At 35.7% G+C, this 21,404-nt stretch carries 26 protein-coding genes and 1 pseudogene; 19 read left to right on the forward strand and 8 right to left on the reverse strand.

The features are described 5' to 3' along the window. Nucleotides 1-2: 2 nt before the first annotated feature. Entirely contained in the window at nt 3-905 is a 903-nt protein-coding gene (locus tag H5J24_RS04105; protein ID WP_068944276.1) for an ABC transporter ATP-binding protein, read from the reverse strand. An 82-nt stretch (nt 906-987) separates the two neighbouring features. Beyond that, on the reverse strand, nt 988-1,974 hold the full coding sequence (gene gldB / locus H5J24_RS04110; RefSeq protein WP_185124663.1) for a gliding motility lipoprotein GldB: 987 nt from the start codon (nt 1,972-1,974) through the stop codon (nt 988-990). Between the two features lie 46 nt (nt 1,975-2,020). On the opposite strand from gldB, the gene H5J24_RS04115 reads away from it, so the two are divergent. The 7 genes from H5J24_RS04115 (at nt 2,021) to H5J24_RS04145 (ending at nt 6,167) form a co-directional block, all read left to right on the forward strand. Next, a complete protein-coding gene (locus tag H5J24_RS04115; RefSeq protein WP_068944275.1) occupies nt 2,021-2,665 on the forward strand; it encodes a leucine-rich repeat domain-containing protein in 645 nt (214 codons plus the stop codon). 4 nt (nt 2,666-2,669) lie between these two features. Further along, complete coding sequence (locus H5J24_RS04120) at nt 2,670-3,191, forward strand: GNAT family N-acetyltransferase (RefSeq protein WP_068945175.1); 522 nt, start codon at nt 2,670-2,672, stop codon at nt 3,189-3,191. A 6-nt stretch (nt 3,192-3,197) separates the two neighbouring features. Then, complete coding sequence (locus tag H5J24_RS04125) at nt 3,198-3,731, forward strand: GNAT family N-acetyltransferase (protein WP_228407660.1); 534 nt, start codon at nt 3,198-3,200, stop codon at nt 3,729-3,731. A 13-nt stretch (nt 3,732-3,744) separates the two neighbouring features. Next, nucleotides 3,745-4,539, forward strand: a complete 795-nt coding sequence (nadE, locus tag H5J24_RS04130) for an NAD(+) synthase (protein WP_068944273.1) — start codon at nt 3,745-3,747, stop codon at nt 4,537-4,539. Nucleotides 4,540-4,625: 86 nt separating this feature from the next. After that, the gene (locus H5J24_RS04135; protein WP_228407659.1) at nt 4,626-5,141 is read left to right on the forward strand and encodes a ribonuclease domain-containing protein; all 516 of its coding nucleotides are present in this window, start codon (nt 4,626-4,628) and stop codon (nt 5,139-5,141) included. A gap of 100 nt (nt 5,142-5,241) precedes the next feature. After that, complete coding sequence (locus H5J24_RS04140) at nt 5,242-5,862, forward strand: Zn-dependent protease (protein ID WP_068944272.1); 621 nt, start codon at nt 5,242-5,244, stop codon at nt 5,860-5,862. Continuing rightward, nucleotides 5,859-6,167 carry a barstar family protein gene (locus tag H5J24_RS04145; protein ID WP_068944271.1) on the forward strand — a complete coding sequence of 103 codons (309 nt, stop codon included), beginning with the start codon at nt 5,859-5,861 and terminating at the stop codon, nt 6,165-6,167. Before H5J24_RS04140 ends, H5J24_RS04145 begins: the two co-directional genes overlap by 4 nt. Before the next feature lie 588 nt (nt 6,168-6,755). Here the strand turns inward: H5J24_RS04145 and H5J24_RS04150 are convergent. Further along, nucleotides 6,756-7,238: a cytidine deaminase gene (locus H5J24_RS04150; RefSeq protein ID WP_068944270.1), complete on the reverse strand. Its 483-nt coding sequence runs from the start codon at nt 7,236-7,238 to the stop codon at nt 6,756-6,758. A gap of 101 nt (nt 7,239-7,339) precedes the next feature. Here H5J24_RS04150 and namA point away from each other — a divergent pair, with 101 nt between their 5' ends. The 7 genes from namA to H5J24_RS04185 all read left to right on the forward strand — a co-directional run bounded on the left by namA (nt 7,340) and on the right by H5J24_RS04185 (nt 11,867). Continuing rightward, nucleotides 7,340-8,392 (forward strand): NADPH dehydrogenase NamA, encoded by a 1,053-nt coding sequence (gene namA / locus H5J24_RS04155; RefSeq protein ID WP_068944269.1) that lies wholly within the window; start codon nt 7,340-7,342, stop codon nt 8,390-8,392. A gap of 21 nt (nt 8,393-8,413) precedes the next feature. Continuing rightward, a complete protein-coding gene (locus H5J24_RS04160) occupies nt 8,414-8,692 on the forward strand; it encodes a DUF2752 domain-containing protein (RefSeq protein ID WP_068944268.1) in 279 nt (92 codons plus the stop codon). A gap of 193 nt (nt 8,693-8,885) precedes the next feature. After that, nucleotides 8,886-9,290, forward strand: coding sequence for a type VI secretion system tube protein TssD (gene tssD / locus H5J24_RS04165; protein ID WP_068944267.1), 405 nt, complete (start codon nt 8,886-8,888; stop codon nt 9,288-9,290). 122 nt (nt 9,291-9,412) lie between these two features. Next, complete coding sequence (locus H5J24_RS04170; protein ID WP_068944266.1) at nt 9,413-10,066, forward strand: hypothetical protein; 654 nt, start codon at nt 9,413-9,415, stop codon at nt 10,064-10,066. Nucleotides 10,067-10,157: 91 nt separating this feature from the next. Next, on the forward strand, nt 10,158-10,940 hold the full coding sequence (locus tag H5J24_RS04175) for a hypothetical protein (protein WP_141395721.1): 783 nt from the start codon (nt 10,158-10,160) through the stop codon (nt 10,938-10,940). After that, nucleotides 10,940-11,500 carry a LemA family protein gene (locus H5J24_RS04180; protein WP_068944264.1) on the forward strand — a complete coding sequence of 187 codons (561 nt, stop codon included), beginning with the start codon at nt 10,940-10,942 and terminating at the stop codon, nt 11,498-11,500. Before H5J24_RS04175 ends, H5J24_RS04180 begins: the two co-directional genes overlap by 1 nt. After that, a complete protein-coding gene (locus tag H5J24_RS04185; RefSeq protein ID WP_068944263.1) occupies nt 11,484-11,867 on the forward strand; it encodes a hypothetical protein in 384 nt (127 codons plus the stop codon). Before H5J24_RS04180 ends, H5J24_RS04185 begins: the two co-directional genes overlap by 17 nt. Before the next feature lie 187 nt (nt 11,868-12,054). On the opposite strand, the gene H5J24_RS04190 is transcribed toward H5J24_RS04185, so the two are convergent. From H5J24_RS04190 to H5J24_RS04200, 3 genes are all read right to left on the reverse strand, one after another. After that, nucleotides 12,055-13,857 carry an endonuclease gene (locus tag H5J24_RS04190; RefSeq protein ID WP_232816056.1) on the reverse strand — a complete coding sequence of 601 codons (1,803 nt, stop codon included), beginning with the start codon at nt 13,855-13,857 and terminating at the stop codon, nt 12,055-12,057. A 313-nt stretch (nt 13,858-14,170) separates the two neighbouring features. Then, nucleotides 14,171-14,698, reverse strand: coding sequence for a DUF4136 domain-containing protein (locus H5J24_RS04195; protein WP_068945173.1), 528 nt, complete (start codon nt 14,696-14,698; stop codon nt 14,171-14,173). A gap of 1 nt (nt 14,699) precedes the next feature. Then, nucleotides 14,700-14,882 carry a C1orf53 family protein gene (locus tag H5J24_RS04200; protein WP_007842321.1) on the reverse strand — a complete coding sequence of 61 codons (183 nt, stop codon included), beginning with the start codon at nt 14,880-14,882 and terminating at the stop codon, nt 14,700-14,702. A gap of 40 nt (nt 14,883-14,922) precedes the next feature. Between H5J24_RS04200 and H5J24_RS26125 the strand changes: the two are divergent. From H5J24_RS26125 to hemL, 4 genes and pseudogenes are all read left to right on the forward strand, one after another. Then, nucleotides 14,923-15,248, forward strand: a pseudogene (locus H5J24_RS26125) (hypothetical protein). Nucleotides 15,249-15,648: 400 nt separating this feature from the next. Continuing rightward, nucleotides 15,649-16,557, forward strand: a complete 909-nt coding sequence (locus tag H5J24_RS04210) for a 1-aminocyclopropane-1-carboxylate deaminase/D-cysteine desulfhydrase (protein WP_068944259.1) — start codon at nt 15,649-15,651, stop codon at nt 16,555-16,557. A 15-nt stretch (nt 16,558-16,572) separates the two neighbouring features. Continuing rightward, nucleotides 16,573-17,631, forward strand: a complete 1,059-nt coding sequence (locus H5J24_RS04215) for a glucosaminidase domain-containing protein (RefSeq protein ID WP_068944258.1) — start codon at nt 16,573-16,575, stop codon at nt 17,629-17,631. A 74-nt stretch (nt 17,632-17,705) separates the two neighbouring features. After that, nucleotides 17,706-18,995 carry a glutamate-1-semialdehyde 2,1-aminomutase gene (gene hemL / locus H5J24_RS04220; RefSeq protein ID WP_068944257.1) on the forward strand — a complete coding sequence of 430 codons (1,290 nt, stop codon included), beginning with the start codon at nt 17,706-17,708 and terminating at the stop codon, nt 18,993-18,995. A 57-nt stretch (nt 18,996-19,052) separates the two neighbouring features. Here the strand turns inward: hemL and H5J24_RS04225 are convergent, their stop codons facing one another. Further along, on the reverse strand, nt 19,053-19,406 hold the full coding sequence (locus tag H5J24_RS04225) for a hypothetical protein (protein ID WP_141395720.1): 354 nt from the start codon (nt 19,404-19,406) through the stop codon (nt 19,053-19,055). Between the two features lie 49 nt (nt 19,407-19,455). Then, a complete protein-coding gene (locus H5J24_RS04230; RefSeq protein ID WP_232816058.1) occupies nt 19,456-19,662 on the reverse strand; it encodes a hypothetical protein in 207 nt (68 codons plus the stop codon). Nucleotides 19,663-20,065: 403 nt separating this feature from the next. Here H5J24_RS04230 and H5J24_RS04235 point away from each other — a divergent pair, with 403 nt between their 5' ends. Continuing rightward, nucleotides 20,066-21,400, forward strand: a complete 1,335-nt coding sequence (locus H5J24_RS04235; protein ID WP_068944254.1) for an amidohydrolase — start codon at nt 20,066-20,068, stop codon at nt 21,398-21,400. The last annotated feature ends 4 nt before the right edge of the window (nt 21,401-21,404 follow it).

Raw genomic sequence — 21,404 nt, forward strand, 5'->3', positions numbered from 1 at the left:
TTTTAATTTTTTGTGATTTCCATAAACCAGTCTTCAAGACCTGCATTATTTCTGATCTCAAAGATCTCGGCATGATTCAGAACCAGGTTTTTGATAAGAGTGGCAATATGTTCTTTAGATTCTGCAGTGATTTCTATGGTACTCTCATTGATGATTTTAGGAGAATAATGCTCCGGAATTTCAGTGATAAAATGGGAGGCATTGTTGATTCCTATTCTGATATGATTGTATCTGTAAAGCTCATTAAGATCCTGTATGCTTCCCGTAAATCGTATTTCACCATGAGAAATAATGGCAAGGTGGGTGATCATTTTTTCAATTTCCTGAAGCAGATGGCTGGAAATAAAAATAGTAACCCCTTCCTCCTTGTTAAGTTTTATCAAGAGTTCCCTCATTTCCAGCATTCCATTGGGATCAAGACCATTTACAGGCTCATCCAGAATCAACAAATCTGGTTTTCCAAGTAAAGTCATGGCAATAGAAAGTCTTTGCTTCATTCCCAAGGAATACTTCTTCATTTTCATTTTTCTGCTTTCCCAAAGACCTACGAGATGCAAAACCCTTTCACATTCTGATTCGGGTAAGTTTCGAAGCCTGGAAATGATAATAAGATTATCCCATCCGGAAAGATGGTCATAAAATGCTGCTGTATCAATCAGACTTCCGATTTTTTGAAATCCTTCCGGATAGAGATCAGATAAATCTTTGTCAAAAATCCGGATGGCATGGTTATCATCAGGAATACTGCCGATCAGCATTTTCATAGTTGTAGATTTTCCAGCCCCATTGGCTCCCAGGAATCCAAAAATACTTCCCTTCGGAACTGAAAGATCAATATTTTTCAGAATCAGCTGATGGGGAGTAAACCCGTAATTTAGATTTCGAATACTAATTAAATTTTCCATATATATTGCGTTGATGAGAGGTAAGAAATAAAAAAAGACTTTCTGTAGTTACAAAAAGTCTTATATAGGTATGAAATAACGGTTACTTTGTTACACGAGGTTTATAACCGGATTCGTTAAAAATTTGAGTAGCATCCATTTTCAGAAAGGCTGTCAGTTTCGTTTCAGGCTTTTCTTTAAGATAGGCTTTACAGATCTGCCATCCTGTGAAAATTCCGATTTGAGGGGAGGATTCATTATCTATTTCAGTATAGAATTTTGAGAATGGTCCCGGAGCAATAAAACGTTCTCCCAATCTTGGGTCGTCTCCAAATAGCAAATTGCTTTCTACAAAATAATTCCAGATATTGGCTTCATTGTAAGCAGCCCATTCATACTGTTTCTTTGTATAATTCATTTTCAGATAATCTGGAAAATCAGGAAGAAAGGCATCCTGAAGAATCATTACTTTTCCGTTCAGGATAACCTGATCTATGAATTTCTGATGGTCCGGTGACTCCGTTACAATATTCTCTGCAAAAAGAAGAGAAACTTTAGGAACAATATTTTGTGGATTCATCGATTTCTGGAAGTAAAGCTCAAGGCCTTTGTAATGAGCATTGCCATCACCCATAAAACCGGTAATATCTATGAATAGAAGATTTCCTTTTTCATCATAGAAGATAGGATCCTGAACCATCTGTAAGGCTGATGAAAACAGATATACTTTTGGGCTTTTAAACTGTGGGAAATAATGTTTGATATGGGCAAATAAATCCTGAAGCTCTTTCTGCAATTTAGCCTGATCTATTTTACCAATAGCTTCTTTATAGATCTTAATTTCTTCCGCATCAGTTCTTCTTTTGGAGAAATCAGCATCAGAAACGGTTCCCTGAAACCATGGAAACTGAGCTTTAAACTGATCCAAAGGAATATTAGGGTTATAAAGTTCTTTGGAAATGTCTGTCATTTCAATTTTTTCGGTAGTATCTTTTACCTCTATTTTCCACTGGTTTTCAGGTTCTTTTTTACAGGAATTCAATCCTACAGCTAAAATAGAAGAAAGGGCGATATATCTGAAAATCTTCATTATTTTTACATTAAGTTTACAAAAATAAGGATTAAATGGACATTTCATGATGAAAATTAAAATATTTACAGCATTCATCGGTATTTTCGGGTTTGTTTTTTTAGAAGGCCAGAACCTTGAGTTTAAAGATAAAAACCTGGAAAAGGCTATCATTGAAAACTATGATCAGAATAAAGACGGAACGATCAGCCAGCTTGAAGCAGAAGCAATTAATAATCTCTTTCTGGTTGAAAAAGGGATTACTTCTACGGAGGATCTTCATTTCTTTAAAAACGTGAAAATGATAGTCTTGGATGATAATGTTATATCTTCAATCGTCCTGCAAGATATGGACAAGCTAAACCTGTTTTCGTGTACCGGATGCAAAGTAACTTCCTTTAAAGCCGAAAACCTAAGAAACCTTACTTCTTTATATCTGGATAATAATAGCCTGGATAATATTTCCCTTAAGGCAACACCCAAAATTGATCAATTAACATTATCTTTAAATCAGCTAAAAACAATAGATCTTTCCCAGCTTAAAAACTTAAGGAGATTGAATGTAGAACACAACAAGATCCGGAAAATTGATATTTCCGGAAACCCTGCCTTACAGACTTTAAATGTAGGCGGAAATAAAATGGATGATTCGGACATAAAGAAAGCTGTAAAAGCGAATGTAACAATTTTTGGAATCAATGACCCAAACTAATACTATGAAAATAGAAACTCAAAGACTGATTTTAAGAAAACTAGAAGATACTGATTTTGAAAGGATGTTCCTTATGGATTCTGATCCTAAGGTAATGAAATACCTTGGGCCGCCAGTGGAAAGCAGAGAAGAATCGAAGGAAATCATCAAAATGATCCAAAAGCAATATGAAGAAAATGGAGTAGGAAGGCTGGCCGTTATTGAAAAAGAAAGCGGATTGCTGATTGGCTGGTGCGGTTTAAAACTATTAAAAGAACCTATCAACGGATATGTAGAAACCTTAGATTTGGGATATCGGTTTATTCCGGAATTCTGGGGCAAAGGATATGCCTGGGAAGCAGCGAAAGCAACTCTTGATTACGGCTTTAATGAATTGAAGGCAAGTTCTATATACGCTTTTGCAGATTCTGAGAATACAGGCTCTAAATATATCCTGAATAAAATGGGTTTTGAAAACACCGGCGAATTTGAAGACTCGGGAGTTAAATGCTTTTGGTATGAGTTGAAACGTGAAAAATATCTTTAGTATATAATGATAACAATAAGGCAAGAAGAGATAAAAGACTATGAGGAGGTTTTTAAATTGACGGAAGAAGCTTTTAGGGAGATGGAACATAGTGATCATCAGGAACATTTTCTTGTTGAAAAGTTAAGGAAATCTGACGCATTTATTCCTGAGCTGTCATTAGTAGCGGAAGATGAGAATGGAATCATTGCCGGACATATTTTGTTTACAAAACTTATGATTGAAAATGAATCAGAAATTTTTGAATCATTAGCTTTGGCCCCTGTTTCCGTAAAACCTGAGTTTCAAAATCAGGGAATTGGAGGTCAATTAATTCGTGAAGGACATCTTATGGCTCAAAAGCTGGGATACCAATCGGTGATTTTAATTGGACATGAAAAGTATTATCCAAAGTTTGGTTACGAAAAAACAAGTAATTTTGGAATTTCATTTCCGTTTGAAATTCCGGAAGAAAACGGAATGGCCATTGAACTGATAAAAGGAGGATTAAAAAATAAAAAAGGGATGGTGAAATATCCCAAAGAATTTGGAATAGACTAAAAAAATATAAACGATGCAGACACAGAAAGTGATAGATCATATTGTTGGCTGGTTAAAAGAGTATGCCACAAAAGCCAGAGTAAATGGATATGTAATTGGAGTTTCCGGAGGAGTGGATTCCGGAGTGGTTTCTACTCTTGCCGCCATGACCGGATTAAAAACATTATTGATCGAAATGCCAATCCGTCAGAAAGCGGACCAGGTAGACAGAGCACAGGATCATATGAATGATCTGAAATCCAGATTTTCAAACGTGGAAATAATGTCTGTTGATTTAACACCGGCTTTTGAAGAACTTTACAAAACCTTTGATGTAAAGGATGATCTGTATCCAAACGAAAAACTGGCATTTGCGAATACAAGATCCCGTTTGAGAATGCTTACGCTCTATTATTACGGTCAGATTAACGGACTTTTAGTGTGTGGAACCGGAAATAAAGTGGAAGATTTCGGAATTGGATTTTATACCAAATATGGAGATGGCGGTGTAGACGTATCTCCAATTGGAGACCTTTATAAAACAGAAGTATATGCTTTAGCAAAAGGATTAAATCTGATTAAAAGTATTCAGGAAGCGATTCCTACAGATGGCCTTTGGGATGTAGACCGTACCGATGAGCAGCAAATAGGGGCTACGTATCCGGAATTGGAAAAAATTCAGAAAGAATATGGAACCAAAACAGCAGATGACTATGAAGGAAGAGATAAAGAAGTATTCCAAATCTTTGACAGGATGCATAAGGCTGCAAAACATAAGATGGAGCCTATCCCTGTTTGTGATATTCCTGAAGATTGGAGAGAATCATAAATAGAATGTACTCCTTTAGCCATGTAATAGATTATTCATCATTGTTACATGGCTAGACCGTATATTGTTACATTAAACCATTTACTATGAACAGCAGAATAAGAGCCGTTTTTTTTATATGCCTGGGCCTTCTTTTCGGAATGTCTGTGATGTATATCTATAATAATTTTATTAAAAGGAAAGATCATCCATCTTCAGCTAAAACAGAGACTGTAAATTACGGAAGTACTTCTACAGAGGATCAGTATACGACCGGAAATTCATCAGTACAGGTTTCTATTGAAAAGCTGACTGAAGAAAAAACAGTAATCAGTTACGTAAAACAAAACCATAGACTTCCGGATTACTATATTACAAAAAGTGAAGCCAGAAAGCAAGGCTGGAATCCTTCCAAAGGAAATCTTTGTGAAGCTCTTCCAGGAAAAGCTATTGGTGGAGATAAATTCGGTAATAGAGAAGGAAGACTTCCTGATGGTGATAAGTATTTTGAAGCTGATGTCAATTACCATTGCGGTGAAAGAAATGCAGACCGGATTATTTATACCCAGAATGGAGATGTTTATCTTACCAAAAATCATTATAAAAGTTTTGAAAAACAGTAATAGTCATTGCTTCGCCTCTTCTGAACTGCGTTCGCAGACCTTCAGTCTGTTCGCAATGACTAAAGTATAATTTGTATTTAAACGAGAAGAAGTAGTAATTTTGAAAAATAATAGTTTTGCTTATTTACTATTTTTATTTCTGATGTTCTCATGCTCGGAAAAACAAAAAACGGAAAAACAACCGGAACAAAAGGCCACAGTAACCATACTCATTCAGCCCTTCAGAGATATACAATCTGAAAAAGTAAAAGCTGTGGCTGAAGGAATAAAAAAAGTGTATCCTAATGTTGAGGTGCTTGAAGCGATAGACTTTCCCGGAAATGCTTATTATAAGGAAAGAAACCGCTATAGAGCGGATTCAATCATCAAGTTTTTGAATACTAAGACCAAGGAAAACTTTGTAACCATTGGACTCACGTCTAAAGACATCAGTGTGACCAAAGGCAAAATAAAAGATTTTGGAGTAATGGGCTTAGGATATAGACCTGGAAAGGCTTGTGTAGCTTCAGATTTTAGGTTAAACAAAGAGAATTCAGATGAGCAGTTTTATAAGATTGCCATTCATGAACTTGGTCATACGCAAGGGCTGCCACATTGCCCTGAAAAAATGTGTTTTATGAGAGATGCGGAAGGTAAAAATCCAACTAATGAAGAAACGGATTTCTGCCAGAAATGCAAAACTTTTTTAATCAGTAAAAATTGGAAATTTAGTTCAATATGAAGACAGTATATATAGATTTTACAGACATAGGCGATTACGAGGACTTCTATGCTCAATTAAAAGAAAAAGTTCAGCTTCCTGAACATTTTGGAGATAACCTTGATGCGCTATTCGATACCATTACCGGAGACCTTGAAATGCCTCTTCACATTGAATTCGTAAATATGACCGTAGATCAGCTGGAAATCTTTGAAGATCTTCTGACAACATTAGAAGATGCAGAGGAGGAAGTGGAAGAGTTCACTTTCAGCTACTACCTGGAGCAATATGAAGATGAGGAAGACGAAGAGGAAACAGAAGATTAATTGGTAATGTAAAAAAATAAAAAGGTTGTTTTAGAAATAAGACAACCTTTTTATTTTCTAATAATTTTTAAAGATCTGCTTAATCAGCAAAATCTGCGAGAGTTTAAAAACTTCACAGAGAATGTTTTTCTTGCAGATTAATCAGGTTTTACAGATTTTCTTTGATGCTGTTTGTTGGAAAACGCAAGGGCGCAAAGAGTTTTTAATAAGGATGCTGTTTTTAAGGCGCAAGAAAATCAAAGATTTTCAGCAAGGATATTGTTTATACTAGTTTTGGAATATTCTATGTAGGTCCATGTGGTTCACCGTTTTTAAGCACACAGGTTAAATAAATAAAATTATTAGTGTATTCAAGGCAATGATAACAACCTATTTTTAGCAGTATACAATTTTATCGGCGATAAAATCTTTGCGCCTTATAACATTACATTTAGATAATTATTTGCGTCTTAGCGCTTTCCAACCTAAGTATTTCAAATAAAAAAACCAACAGAACTTCTGCTGGCTTTATCAAATATTGTTTTAAATATCACAGCAAAAGCTAAATATTTAATTTAAAATCATGCATTACAAATCTACAAGTTCGTCTTATAAAAATGTCGAATCAAAATAGAAAGGCAACAAATCCTTCACTGCATGAACTTTCACCACCTCCTCATTCATACTTGAAAAATAAAGGTCAATGTTTTCGTTTTGCTTGGTTTCGTATTCTATCAAACTCTGTCGGCAGGCTCCACATGGTGGAATTGGTGGATTCTTCTCATGAAATTCTTTAGGACCGCCTACAACGAAAATTTTCTTTACTTTCACATCAGGGAAGTTGGCTGCCACCCAGAAAAGAGTAGTTCTTTCAGCGCAAAGCCCTGAAGGAAAAGCGGCATTCTCCTGGTTGTTTCCGGAATATATTTCTCCGTTTTCCAGCAATACAGCGCATCCTACAAAAAATTGTGAGTACGGTGCATAAGCATTTTCGCGGGCCTCTTTGGCTCTTTCGAATAATTGTTTTTCTATATCGTTCAGTTCGCTGCTATTTTTAAAATATTCGTAACTGATCTGTATGTCTTTTTTCATATATTGTACAGTAAAAAAGGGGGGTAAAATTAGTTCTTTTTAATGAGCTGGGCAATATTTTATTCTTCCGATGAAAAAGTTCAATTTTTTAACATTAGACAATGCTATACTCTCCAATACAATTCAGGAATGTAGAATTGAAAAACCGCTGGGTAATGTCACCTATGTGTATGTATTCATGTGAAAAAGGATTAGCCAATGACTTCCATCTTGTACATTATGGAAGCAGAGCACAAGGCGGAACCGGTCTGCTTGTAGTGGAAGCTACAGGAGTAGAACCGAGAGGCAGAATTACCAATCACTGTATGGGAATCTGGAGCGATGAACAGGCTGAAAAGCTGCAGAGAATTGTAGAATTTGTTCACAAAAACTCAGACAGCAAAATAGGAATTCAACTGGCTCACGCAGGCAGAAAAGGTTCTACATGGAATAACCTGCAGATCCCGGTTGAAGAAGGCTGGGAAACCATTGCGCCAAGTTCCATTCCTTATCATCCTTCAGAAAGAATTCCACATGCATTGAGTACCGATGAGGTGAAAGAGCAGGTTCAGAATTTTAAAGAAGCAGCCCGAAAAGCGGTAAAAGCAGGCTTTGATGTCATCGAAATTCATGGAGCACATGGTTATCTTATCCACCAGTTTTTGTCTCCGTTATCCAATATCAGAACAGATGAGTATGGCGGAAGCTTTGAAAACAGGATTCGTTTTCTTATTGAAATTGTAGATGCTGTGAATGAAGAACTGGATGATCATACAGCGCTTTTTGTAAGAATATCCGGAACTGAATATGCAGAAAATGGCTGGGATATTGAGGAAAGTGTAGCGTTGGCGAAAGTTTTAAAAGAACATTCCGTTGATCTCGTAGATGTATCCAGTGGGGGAAATATCCACGGGGCAAAAATTTCAGTTTTCAATGGTTATCAGGTTCCTTTTTCTTCTCAGATAAGGAAAGAAGCTCATGTGAAAACCGGAGCCGTTGGTTTAATTACAAAAGTAGAGCAAGCAGAGGAAATTCTCCAGAATGAAGAGGCAGACCTCATTTTTGTAGCGAGAGAAATCTTAAGGAATCCATATATTGCTGTTCAGGGAAGCTTTGAAATGAAGGAAGACTGCTTTTTTCCACATCAATATACCCGGGCTAAGATTTCTTCATAATAATATTGTAATCCTCCATTAATGAATATAGAAGACTTTATGCTGACCTGTCCCAGTAAGAAATTTTTGGGAGTAGAATGTCTGGGATGTGGTGCTCAGCGGGCCATTGTTCTGGTTTTTGAAGGAAAGTTTTCAGAAGCATTTAAAATGTATCCTGCTGTATATACTGTATTGCTGTTTTTTCTTATTCTGGGGATAAGTTTTATAGATCGGAAAAGAAAATATTCTTCAGTTCTTATGACGCTGGTGGGGATCAATCTTGTCATCATGGTTGTTTCTTATGTTTACAAACATTTCTGATTATACTGTAGAGAAGAATAAAAACCAGAGTCCTTTTTTGAAAATTTTATAATTCTTAAAATTGTAAAGTCGTAGAATTACTACAATTTTTCAAACTCTTGTTCTAAAACTTTTGAGATTAGAACATGAAGTCTATCTTTGTTATGAGAAATCCTTTAAACAGGGCTATCATTAATGATTTAAATTTAAGAATATGGCAGGAAATTCAAGAGGAATCTTAAAATTCAATGGAGGTGAAGGTCAGAAGTTATTAAAACTTAATTACAGCGTTTCGAGAGCTACCGATGTTTCAGGACGTGTAGCATCAGACCCGTCCAATGCACTGATTAAAGTAACGATCGAAGCAACAGAAAAGTCTGATGTTCTGGAAAGTTTACTCAACAGCAAATACAAGCCTACAACCGGGGAAATCAATTTCAATAAATCTCACGAAGAAGGAACATTAATTACTTTGAAATGGGAGAACGGATATGTGATCCAGCACGAGGTAGACTTTGATGCAATAGACAGTAATAATATGCTGATTAGCTTTGTGATAAGCGCTGAAACCATTACTTATGGTAATTCTGAATATGCAGGACTTTGGCCAAGCAGCTAAGTCTTCATTCCTTAAAAATAAAAGACTGTCCCTGATGAGACGGTCTTTTTTATTTTAACATATATTTACCCTATTACAAGAGAACGAATTAAATTTTTACCATCATCAAATCAAAATAAAATATGACCTTTTTAGGATACCTCCTTTTAGCTGTATGTTTATTTTCATTTTACATTGCTTACAGGATTTTTGATAAAATTCTGCAAAAGAGGCGCATCATAAAGGGAACTATTGGATGGGCTGAAAAAGGATTTATGCTGTTTTTTATAAGTATATTGATGATTTCTCTCAATTCTATAATGATGGTTTTATCTTATAGTTTCTTTTGGGAAAAGGCATATAGAACTTTATTGGAACAACAATATGAAGCTGTTATCATTAGTTATAAGAAAGAAACTGTTTCTACTAAAAATTTTCCTACTTCAGGGTCTTACAATAAACAGATATATTTTCCACAAGTAAAATATACCAATTCTGATGGGAAAGAAGTGGTGAAAACCCTGGATCTTACAGATAACCATCCCCCTGCAATAGGACAAACCTTGAAAATTACCGATCGTAAGACGAGCAAAGAAGCCAACCGAATTGAAGTCAACTGGATTATGCTTGCTTTTGGTAGTGTTTTTATTGGATTGGCAGCCTTTTTTACATGTTTACTCACAACTTATATTAAAAATGAATCCCTTAAAAAGCGGATTACCATTTCCTTATACGGATCCTTTATTATCATTGTCCTTAATGCAGGATGTATATTACTAATTGTGTTTAAAGACTGATGTAAGACCATAAAAAACCGAATGATTCTGAAATAAAATGTATTTTTGAAATGCAGCTAATCTGAAAAATAGATTTCAAACCCCAATGTATATGGAGAATAAGAAAAAAATATCACCTGCAGGCTATACCGTTTTAGGTATGGTGCTGTTCTGTTTTCTCTATTATATAGTATGGCTGATCTTTAAGGAAAAAATGCCTTTGCACGAATACCTTTCAGATATTAATAACCATTATGATGAGTATGCAGGCCGTGTTTTATATTGTATCCCTTTGGTCATTTTTATACTGATTTTTTTTAATATTCTGAAACCATCCGGAGCCAAACGTTTTTTAAGATTACAGGCTTCACTTCCTACATCCAAAATATCCTCAATTGCAAAGGGAATTGTTGAGATAGAAGGTACATTGGTGATGGAAACGCCTTTACGTTCACCGGTAAATAATGAAGAATGTATCGGATATTATTATACCATTGAAGACATTGATAAAGATTCTGATGGAAAGAATACCTATACAACTGTTCATAGGGAAACCCAATGTAACATCTTCAGGATGACAGATCATACAGGAATCATTGAAATCCAGCCAGACGGAATTGAACTGATTTTATTGGGAGAAACCAATATAAGCAGTACTTACAATAAAAGATATAAAGAAACTCTTTTAAAACATGGTCAGCAGATGCTGTTGGTAGGCTATGCTGATTCCAAAAATGGAGTTCCGTTCATTAGAAAAGATGAACAGCGTAAAGTTCTTGGCATTACTTCATCATCAGGGATCACTGTATGGAACAAATACCAGCCTTTGCTGAGGTCATTTCTTTTCACCTTCTCTATTATTTTATTAATTATCATTTATATACTCATACAATAATGAATCAAACCGTAGCCATTATATTACTCATACTGCTGATTGTAGCAGTAGTAAGCTTTCTGATTAATTTATATAACAAATTGGTATTGCTCAAATTCAATGTTGATAAAGCGTACAGCAATATTGATGTTATCCTGAAACAGAGAGCTGATGAAATTCCCAATCTGGTAAGCGTAGCCAAACATTTCATGAACTACGAAAAAGACATTCTTACTAAGTTGACGGAGTTGAGAACTGTTTATAATAGTACCACCGATTCAGACAAGAAAACAGAATTGGCCAATGAAACTTCAAAAGCCTTATCATCATTCTTTGCTGTAGCTGAAAATTATCCGGAACTGAGATCCAATACTAATTTTCTGGAGCTTCAGAAAAGAATTTCTGAATTGGAAAATAAAATTGCCGATAGGAGAGAGTTTTTCAATGACAGTGTCAATCTTTACAACATCGGAATTCATGAATTTCCGAATGTGATATTGGCAAAAATGCTTGGATATAATGATAAAACCCTGCTAGAAGTAACAGAGCAGGAAAAACAATATCATGGAGTTCAGTTTTAATACCTTCTTTGGTTTTGAGAAAGATCTGATGGTTCATCCGGAAATGCTGATTTTTGCAGCACTTCTTATTCCGATATTGCTGATGCTGCCTATTGCTTTGATAGGCTGGATTTTTAGAAAACTTAAGATCAATATGTATATCATCAACGTACTGTTGTATACAATGATGTTTACTTTTTTATTCGGAGTACTTACCATTTTTGTGCTCTATTTTATTACAGATAAAAATGGTATTAAATTGATGTATTGCTGGTTAACTGTTCTTGCAGGAATGTTCTTTTTCTGCCTGATGAATGAGAAAACCATTACCAAAATGTTTACAGATTGGTCTAAGTTGATTGAAGAAAAAGACAAGGGGAGGAAGTAGGTTAGTAAAGGAGAAGGGTGCTGGAAATTTTGAATTACAAATCTATTTATTCCCTTTTAAAAAAATCCCTGCACTATTGTACTTTGCAATAATATCCATGAGATCATTAAATCAGTTTACGGATTAAAATCTTAGCTGGAAAATAAAAAATGGCTGGTCTCAAAAGAAGACCAGCCATTTTTTATTTTCAATATACCAGAATTATTTTACTATAAACTGCATTGAAGCTCCATCCAGTTCTCAAAATATAAACTCCCTGGTTAAGAGCTCCGGTTCTGATTACATTTCCGTTTCTGAAAGGTCTGTCGATCGTTTGGAGAACTTTTCCCTGAAGAGTATAAATTTCAGCTCTTTTAATGTTCTGAACATCACCTTTTACATTGATTTCCTGATTCATTACCGGGTTAGGGGTAATTTTAAAGGTTTGCGCGGCCTCTGTGGCAATGTTTTGGGCTTGCTTGGCAGAAGTTCCGGAATAACATGTCCATTTCAGATCATCAATAGCTACTCTGTTGCTGGTTGACTTATTGACAAGGCTTATCGTTACATTTCCGGAAACATTAATATTGTTGATAGTCGTTGTTGTTGCTGTAGTACTGTAAGGAATCGTTCCTACTGTAGTTCCGTTTACTTTCACATCAAAAGCATCATTGTTTCCTGAAAACTTCAACTGTGTAGTAACAGTTAAAGACCCAATACCATTAGCAGAACTTCCGGATGTTAATGATCCGCTTCTTACCGTAATGGCTTTATTATTGATTGTTTGGTCTGTTCGTGAATCCGTAGCAGTCCATGAAATACCACCATTGCTCCATGTTTTGGTAGAGTAGGTAGAGCTTGCAGCAGGAATAGATTCAAAATTTTCATTCGCACAATCCGTAGATGGATTAGACGTTCCGGCATTTGTGGTTCCTGAAACGGTAGCGCTGTTAGATGATGAATTTCCGGCAGCATCCTGAGCTACCACATAGAAACTGTAAGTCGTTGATGGATTTAATCCTGAAATAGTTGCAGAAGTTGAATTTACTGTTGTCTTCAGACTTCCGTTCATATAAACATTGTAGGCAGAAACTCCCACGTTATCGGTAGCAGCATTCCATGTAAGGGAAATACTGTTGGATGTTTTTGCAGAAACCGCTAAACTTGTAGCAGCTGTAGGAGCTTGAGTGTCGCCTGTCGGCTGCTGAGAACCCCAGATCAGATTCACATAGCTTGGGTTATCAATAAAAGGATTTCTGTTACCTTGGTAAGTGTAAGATGCATTATTTCTTTTGATTTCAGCCTGGGAAACAGGATCCTGATTATGCCATGCTAAAAGAACATTCAGCTCCCAGGTCTGAAGTCCAGGGAATGTAGAGCTTCCCAGCATATTTCCTGAAGAAAAAGAAGAAAGCTTACTTTGATAACGAGTCACAAAATAAAAGATCATACGGGCAACATCACCTTTGAACTCGTCAATCGGCTCGAAAACGGTCCCGGAATATCCTGAAGAAACGGAATTACCAAGTTTTGATCCATTCTGAGAAGTAAAAGTAGCACTACCCACCTTTCCAAACGGATAATTGCTTCTCATTCCGTTTACTTTACCATCAGTAGCTCTGATGAAATGAATATCTGCCACCATTGGCGAGGCTTGATTAAATAAACTTTGAGGGACAATATGTTCTCTGTTGTAGCAGTTTCCTTCTGTAGAATAGGTTCCACACTGATTAGATCCTGGTGTGTATTTATATGGATCAGTTCCTACAGGTTTTTCTGAATAAATATCTAGGATAGACCCGTCATTCTCGTAGTCTTTGTCAATATCAGTTGTTTTATAGGCAGTCCATAGTCCGTTGTAGCCTTTATCCTGATGCCCACTGGTGATAATGCTGCTTAAAGCTGTTTTTAGTGCAGCACCACTCAATCCGTTGGCAGAATTATAGTATCCGGAAGGTGCCTGAGCATAGGCAAGTCCCGAGAATACAGAGAATAAGATAATTTTTTTCATATTAATATAATTTCACACAAGATTACTACATTTTTGTGAATAAAAAATTACATTATCATTAATTTTAGATGTACCGCATTTAGTTTTCATCATAATATGATAAAAGGTGTTTAATTAACAAGTTAATTGATGAAAACCATTAAAAAAATAAACTTAGTTCACCCATTTATCAGCCCGAGGTGGGCTTTTTTAAATAGATGTTTAGCTATGTCTCTTCGTCAAAATCTATTTCTGCTTTACTCCCTGAAAATCTATACTTATAAAAAAAAAACCGGTACAAAAGTACCGGCCTATATAATAATAGCTATCAATCTTATTTTCTTTGTGGCGGATAATTTTTCATAATCTCAGCCATAATTTCAGGAATCTGTCTTTGTTTAGATTTTGGAGAATCTACAGAAATTCCGCTTCCTATACCCTGCCAAACCAGCTTATTTGATTTTGCATCAATAAGGTCAACAATTAGAGCGCCTTCATTATAGTTGCTTGTCCAGGTTCTGTTCATTCCAACACCCCATCCGAATGGTCCGCCCCATCCCCACATTCCGTAAGGAGAAGAACTTTGTACATCCGTAATTTTTTTATGATTTGCTTTTACGTTGATAATAAGATCAGGATTCTCTCCGGATTGAAGTCCTTTGCTTTGAAGCTGTCTTGAAAGCTCATTCAGAACTCTGTCTTTATCAATATCATTCAATTTTAGATCATCAATTCTTATTTTATATGTTTTATAAGAATTGAAATTGGCGGTTTCAGCATAATCTGAACGTACCTGAAACGGGCTACAAGAAGTTAAACCTAATGTAGCAGATGCCAACAAAATAAAAATATATTTTTTCATTTTATTTATTTTTTTTATCATTTTTAATGAATGTATCAGTCTTTTTATCGTACCCGTAAGGACAATGTCTGCAGCCGCTTTTACAGCAATATCCCCTTTTCAGATGGAACTTTTCTGTAAAAACTTTATATCCTTGTTCATTATAATAAAAGTCTTCACCTTCTTTGATGTCATAATGGGCCATAAGTTAAATGCAAGTCAAAAAACTTTATATATTTGTTAGTATGATAATTGTATGCCAAAAGCCATTAAAAAATTAAAAATTAACGGCATTGCTCTTTTTCCCTTTATCTTCATTAGGAAACCCGAAGATAAGGAAAATAATACACTTATCAATCACGAAAAAATCCATTTGCGGCAACAGTTGGAGATGCTTGTTATCTTTTTCTACATTTTCTATGTGATTGAATATTATTACTGGTTTTTCAAACTGAAAGATGACTACCTGGCCTACAGAAGGATTTCATTTGAAAGAGAAGCCTATGCCAATGAAAGCAATCTGGATTATTTAAGTAAAAGGAAATTCTGGAATTTTAGAAAATATTTTTAAGATAAAAGATAAAAGATAAAAGATAAAAGATAAAAGATAAAAGATAAAAGATAAAAGATAAAAGATAAAAGATAAAAGATAAAAGATAAAAGATAAAAGATAAAAGATAAAAGATAAAAGATAAAAGATCTTGTCGTTAAACAACTATTATGCATTTGGATATCAGCATCAATAGGGGTGGGCTTTAGCCCAGCCAAATAAATAAAATAATCAAATTCCATTAGCTTTAGCCAAAACCTGAAAATTTAAAACAAAAAATTTCACAAATCACCCAATATATTAAGTATCATTACAACACACAATCATCTGTGAAAATCTGCGGCATCTGTGGGAAAAATTAATAACTAATCTTTTCCTATTTTTGTACTCTATAAACCCATGAGCAGGCCAAAAAACTAAAATGCTATTACAACTCCCTACAGAACCTATTCCCATTCAGGAAATCCTAATCCATAAAAGCGTGAGCCTCTTCATCAAGAGAGAAGACCTCATTCATCCTCAGATTTCAGGTAACAAATACTGGAAGCTGTTTTATAATGTTAATCGTTATCTGGAAAGTAACCCTGAAAAGCCTTATATCATTACATTTGGAGGTGCTTTTTCCAATCATATTGCTGCTGTTTCTGCAGTAGGAAATAAAGCGGGTATTCCAACATTGGGAATCATTAGAGGAGAAGAGCTGCAACACAAATGGCGAGATAATCCTACTTTACTTTTCGCCAAAAGAAACGGAATGAACCTGAAATTTGTCACTCGTGAAGAATACCGTCATAAAGAAAAACTGACAGAATTCCTGCAACAGGAGTTTCCAGATGCTTTAGTTGTACCGGAAGGAGGAACCAATGAAGAAGCTGTGGAAGGAGTGAAAATGATGCTCAATGAGCAAACAAAAGATTTTGACTATCTTTGCACGGCAGTTGGAACAGGAGGAACCATTGCCGGAATTTCAAAATTTTGTGAAGATAATCAGAAAGTTATAGGATGCAAGGTCGTTGACGATGTTTCCCTTGAAAATAAAATATTTGAATTAACTTTGAAACATAATTTTGATCTAATAGATTCATGTTTTGGAGGTTATGGTAAAATAAGTGATGAGAATATCCGTTTTATCAATGATTTCAAAGAGAAATATAATATTCCTCTGGAACCGATTTATACAGGAAAGATGATGCAAAAGGTTTTTGAACTGATTGAAGAAGGCTATTTTCCTGAGAATAGCAGAGTTTTGTGCTTTCATACTGGTGGATTACAGGGGATTGAAGGAGCTAATTTGCTTTTAGAAAAACAGAATAGAAATTTAATTATATAAGTAAAATTGAAAAACATGAAAAGACTTTTTCTATCCATAAGCCTTTTAGTTTTATCAAAATTTTCTGCCCAAGGCTGGGCAACCGAAGATCAATACATCCAGAAATTTGCTAAATATGCAGTAGAGGAGATGGAAAAATATAAAATTCCGGCTTCTATTACTCTTGCCCAGGGACTTCTTGAAACAGGAGGCGGGCAAAGCAGATTGGCACAGGAAGGTAAAAATCACTTCGGAATCAAATGTAAAGAAGATTGGACCGGTAAAACAATGAAACATACGGACGATGCTCCTAATGAATGTTTCCGGGTATATGACGATCCAAGACAGTCTTACGAAGATCACTCCATATTTTTATCTACCAGAAAATATTATCAGAACCTTTTCAATCTGGATATGAAGGACTACAGAGCGTGGGCATATGGTTTGAAAAAAGCAGGGTATGCTACCAATCCGCGCTATGCTTCCATATTAATCACTAAAATTGAAAAGTATAAACTATACGAATACGACAATACGAATTCTAATGAAGTGTTGTACGCAGTTCTTAAAATGTACCCGGATCTGAAAGACGACAGAACTTTCATGGCACAATTGGAGCCTGGAAAGGCAACAAAAAAAACGAAAGAACCGGTGACCGTAGAAGTTCCTTATAAGCAAACCTCTTACGCACAACAGCAGAAAAGAGTAGAGAGAATCAAAACAAAAGCTGAGATTCTGAACTCTATTCTCATCAAAAGTCATCCTAATGACGGGTTGAAATATATTGTGATTCCTGAAGATACCGATGTCAGATTTATTGCCAATAAATTCAAGGTTAGCGAAAGCCGTCTGATGAAGTGGAATGAACTGGAAAATGAAACACTGAAGAAAAATGATATCGTCTTCCTTGAATCTAAAAATTCCTCAGGAAATACAGCCACTTACAAAGCAATGTCAGGAGATGACATGCATGCTATTGCTCAGAAATTCGGGATCAAATTACATAAATTATATGCTAAAAACAGAATGGATGAAGGACAACAGCCATCTGCAGGACAGCTGATTTATCTGATTGATAAGAAACCAAGAAACTAATTTAATTTTTTGTTGAGAGTTTATCGTTGACACTTAACCGCCAACCAGTAACTGTCAACCAACGACAAATATATATGAAGTATCAAAGAAGTTCGGCTTTATTTGATGAAGCCTACAAATACATTCCGGGAGGAGTAAACTCTCCGGTGAGAGCATTCAAATCCGTGGGAGGTGTTCCTGTTTTCATGAAATCTGCAAAAGGTGCTTACCTTACTGATGCCGATGATAATACGTATATCGATTACATCAACTCATGGGGACCCGCTATTTTAGGGCACACCCATCCTGAAGTATTGGAAGAGCTGAAGATCCAGGCAGAAAAAGGATTTTCGTTCGGGGCTCCTACAGAATTGGAAACTGAAATTGCTAAATTCATCATCGAAAACGTTCCGAATATCGATCAGATCAGAATGGTTTCTTCAGGAACAGAAGCATGTATGAGCGCTGTAAGACTGGCAAGAGGATATACGAAAAGAGATAAGATTGTCAAGTTTGAAGGATGCTATCACGGACATTCAGATTCATTTCTGATTAAAGCGGGAAGCGGAGCTGCTACTTTTGGTAATCCAAATTCGCCAGGAGTAACAGAAGGTACTGCTAAAGATACTCTACTAGCCCGTTATAATGATTTTGAACAGGTTCAGGATTTATTCCGTCACAATCCGGGAGAAATTGCTGCGGTTATTATTGAGCCGGTTGCCGGAAATATGGGCTGTGTATTGCCTGAGAATGACTTCTTACAAAACTTAAGAAAGATCTGTGATGAAAACGGAGCTTTATTGATTTTTGATGAGGTGATGACAGGGTTCAGATTAGCATTCGGTGGAGCACAGGAACTTTTTAATGTAAAAGCTGACCTGGTTACTTATGGAAAAGTAATCGGAGGTGGACTTCCAGTGGGCGCTTTTGCGGGAAGAAATGAAATCATGGATCACCTGGCTCCAAAAGGAGGAGTATATCAGGCTGGAACATTAAGTGGAAATCCGTTAGCTATGAGAGCTGGATTAAAAACACTTCAGCTGATTAAAAACGATCCTGAATTCTTTAACAGGTTAAGCAAAACAACCCAAACGCTGGATCTTGAAATCGGAAAGATTTTGAATGAAAAAGGAATCGCTCATAAAATCAACAGAAAAGGGTCTATGATGTCTGTATTCTTCCATACCAACAGAGTTTCAAACTTTGATGAAGCACAGGAAGCGAATCATTCATTGTTCAACAATTTCTTCCATCAGATGCTTCAGAATGGAGTGTATCTACCGCCAAGCGGTTATGAAACCTACTTTATCAGTGATGCTATCAAGGAAAAAGAAATTGATATGACACTGGAAGCTGTTAGAAAATTTGAATATTCCAACTTATAAATAACAAGAGACTGTCTCAAAAGGCAGTCTCTTGTTTTGTATCTATAATTAAATCTATTAAGCAAAACCATAACAGAATAAGCACATCCATCGTCCTTCCTTATTGGCCGCCTCGGCATCAAAGATATAGAGACCTTTACTTTCTATATATTCTCTTTGACTTTGCTTGTCACCTCCAGAAATATCATTAATATAGATGATGGTGCCATCCTGTTCCATTCCATATAAAGTGTTTCCTTTTTCTGTAAGTTCCGCACGGGTTAATCTGGGAGGCAATAATCCATCAATGGTTAAAACGTCCTTTTTTGCAGTAATGTCAAGAGTTGCTTTAGGAGCAGCTGTGTTGATCCCTGTTTGGGCAAATACAATAGAAGTTGCACACACTGAAATAATACTGATAATTTTTTTCATATTTTTTTCAAAGGTAAATTTATAATCCAATCTCTTTTTTATTAGTTGATTAAAGAACAGCGTAACAATATAAGCACATCCATCTTCCTTCTTTGTTCGCCGCCTCGGCATCGAAGATATAAAGTCCTTTACCTTCAATATATTCTCTTTGGCTTTGTTGGTCACCTCCGGAAGCATCATTAATGTATATGATGGCACCATCCTGTTCAGTTCCATATAAAGTATTGCCTTTTTCTGTAAGTTCTGCTCGGGTCAATCTTGGAGGTAATAAGCCCTCAATTGCTAAAGCATTTTTTTAGCGGTAACATCCAGGGTGGCCTTAGGGTTTTCAGTGTTAATACCTACTTGCGAAAATGCAATAGATGCCGTACCGATTAAAATTAAACTAATCAATTTTTTCATGTTTTTTTCTTACAAATATAAATTATACGAAAAAAAATAAAGCTCATGTTTTATTACTTGATATGTATTGAAAGCTATGGTTTATAGTTTAATAATATTTATATAAGAAGTTATTTTAATGAGAAAATAATTAATAATGTATTATTGTAAGGATTTTTATTACAATGGTAAAAAAATATAAATGATACAGATTTTGTAATAAACCATACACTTTGTTCAGGGCACTTCTTTTTAATTTTGTCATAAATAGATTGGAAATGAAGACTTCAGACAATAATATGTCCCGTAAGGATTTTATCAGAAATTCAGCATTGGCAATGGCAGGATTAACTTTAATACCGAATATCATGACAGCATCTCCGTTTTTGGATGAGAAAAACAGTTTAGCAAAAGGAAAATTGAGCCTTAAAAATGTTCGTCTGGAAACTGGTTTTGAATATGATGAAGGCGAAGTTTCTGCTACTAAGACAGATTTATTTTATGTAGAAGTTGAAAACGGAAAAATTACGAAGATTACCCCCAATCAACCCAATGTAAAAGCTATAGATGCCAAAGGATTATTGATGCTCCCTGCATTTAAAGATATGCACATTCATTTGGACAAAACTTTCTATGGAGACAAATGGCAGGCAGTAAGAAAAAGGTCAGGTGGGATAAAGGGAATGATAGAGCTGGAGCAGAAAATGCTTCCGGAAATGCTTAAAAACTCTACATTCAAGGCTGAAAAGTTGATTGAGTTGCTGCAATCAAAAGGAACTTCCTTTGCAAGAAGCCACGTCAATATTGAACCTACTTCCAAACTTCAGTCCTTAAAAAATCTACAGAAAGCTTTAGACCATAAAAAGAATAGTTTCGGAGCAGAACTGGTAGCTTTTCCTCAGCATGGAGTGTTTTATACAGACTCAGCACCTTATCTGAAGGAGGCCGCAAAAATGGATATTGATTTTATAGGTGGGGTAGACCCCTTCAATGTAGATGGCAATATTGAAAAAGTAATGGATTTTACAGTGCAATTAGCTTTAGATAATAAAAAAGGAATTGATATTCACCTTCATGAAACGGGAGATTCCGGATTGAAAACGGTAGAATATCTTATTGAAAAAGTGAATGAGAACCCATCTTTGAAAGGGAAAACTTATCTCAGCCACTGTTTTATACTGGCAAAACTGGATGAAGCAAAACAGGAAGATATTGCTGCAAAACTGGCAGAAGCACAGATTGGAATTGTTTCTACCATCCCTTTCGGAAGAATGATTATGCCGATTCCTACTTTATACAAACATAACGTGGAAGTACTCACAGGAAATGATAGTATTGTAGACCATTGGAATACTTTCGGAACCGGGAGTGTCCTTCAGAAAGCCAATTTGATGGCACTGTTGTACGGATATTCAACAGAATTTTTATTATCAAGAAGTTTAAAACTTGCAACAGGAAATATTCTTCCATTGGATGATAAAGGAGCTCAGCAATGGCCTAAAACAGGTGATAAAGCAAATTTTGTCCTGTTGAATGCAAGCTGTTCTGCTGAGGCGGTATCAAGAATCTCAAAGGTAGAATCATTGGTACATCAGGGAAATGTAGTTTTTTAAACAA

This window comes from Chryseobacterium capnotolerans (assembly GCF_021278965.1).
GTDB classification, from domain to species: Bacteria; Bacteroidota; Bacteroidia; order Flavobacteriales; family Weeksellaceae; genus Chryseobacterium; species Chryseobacterium capnotolerans.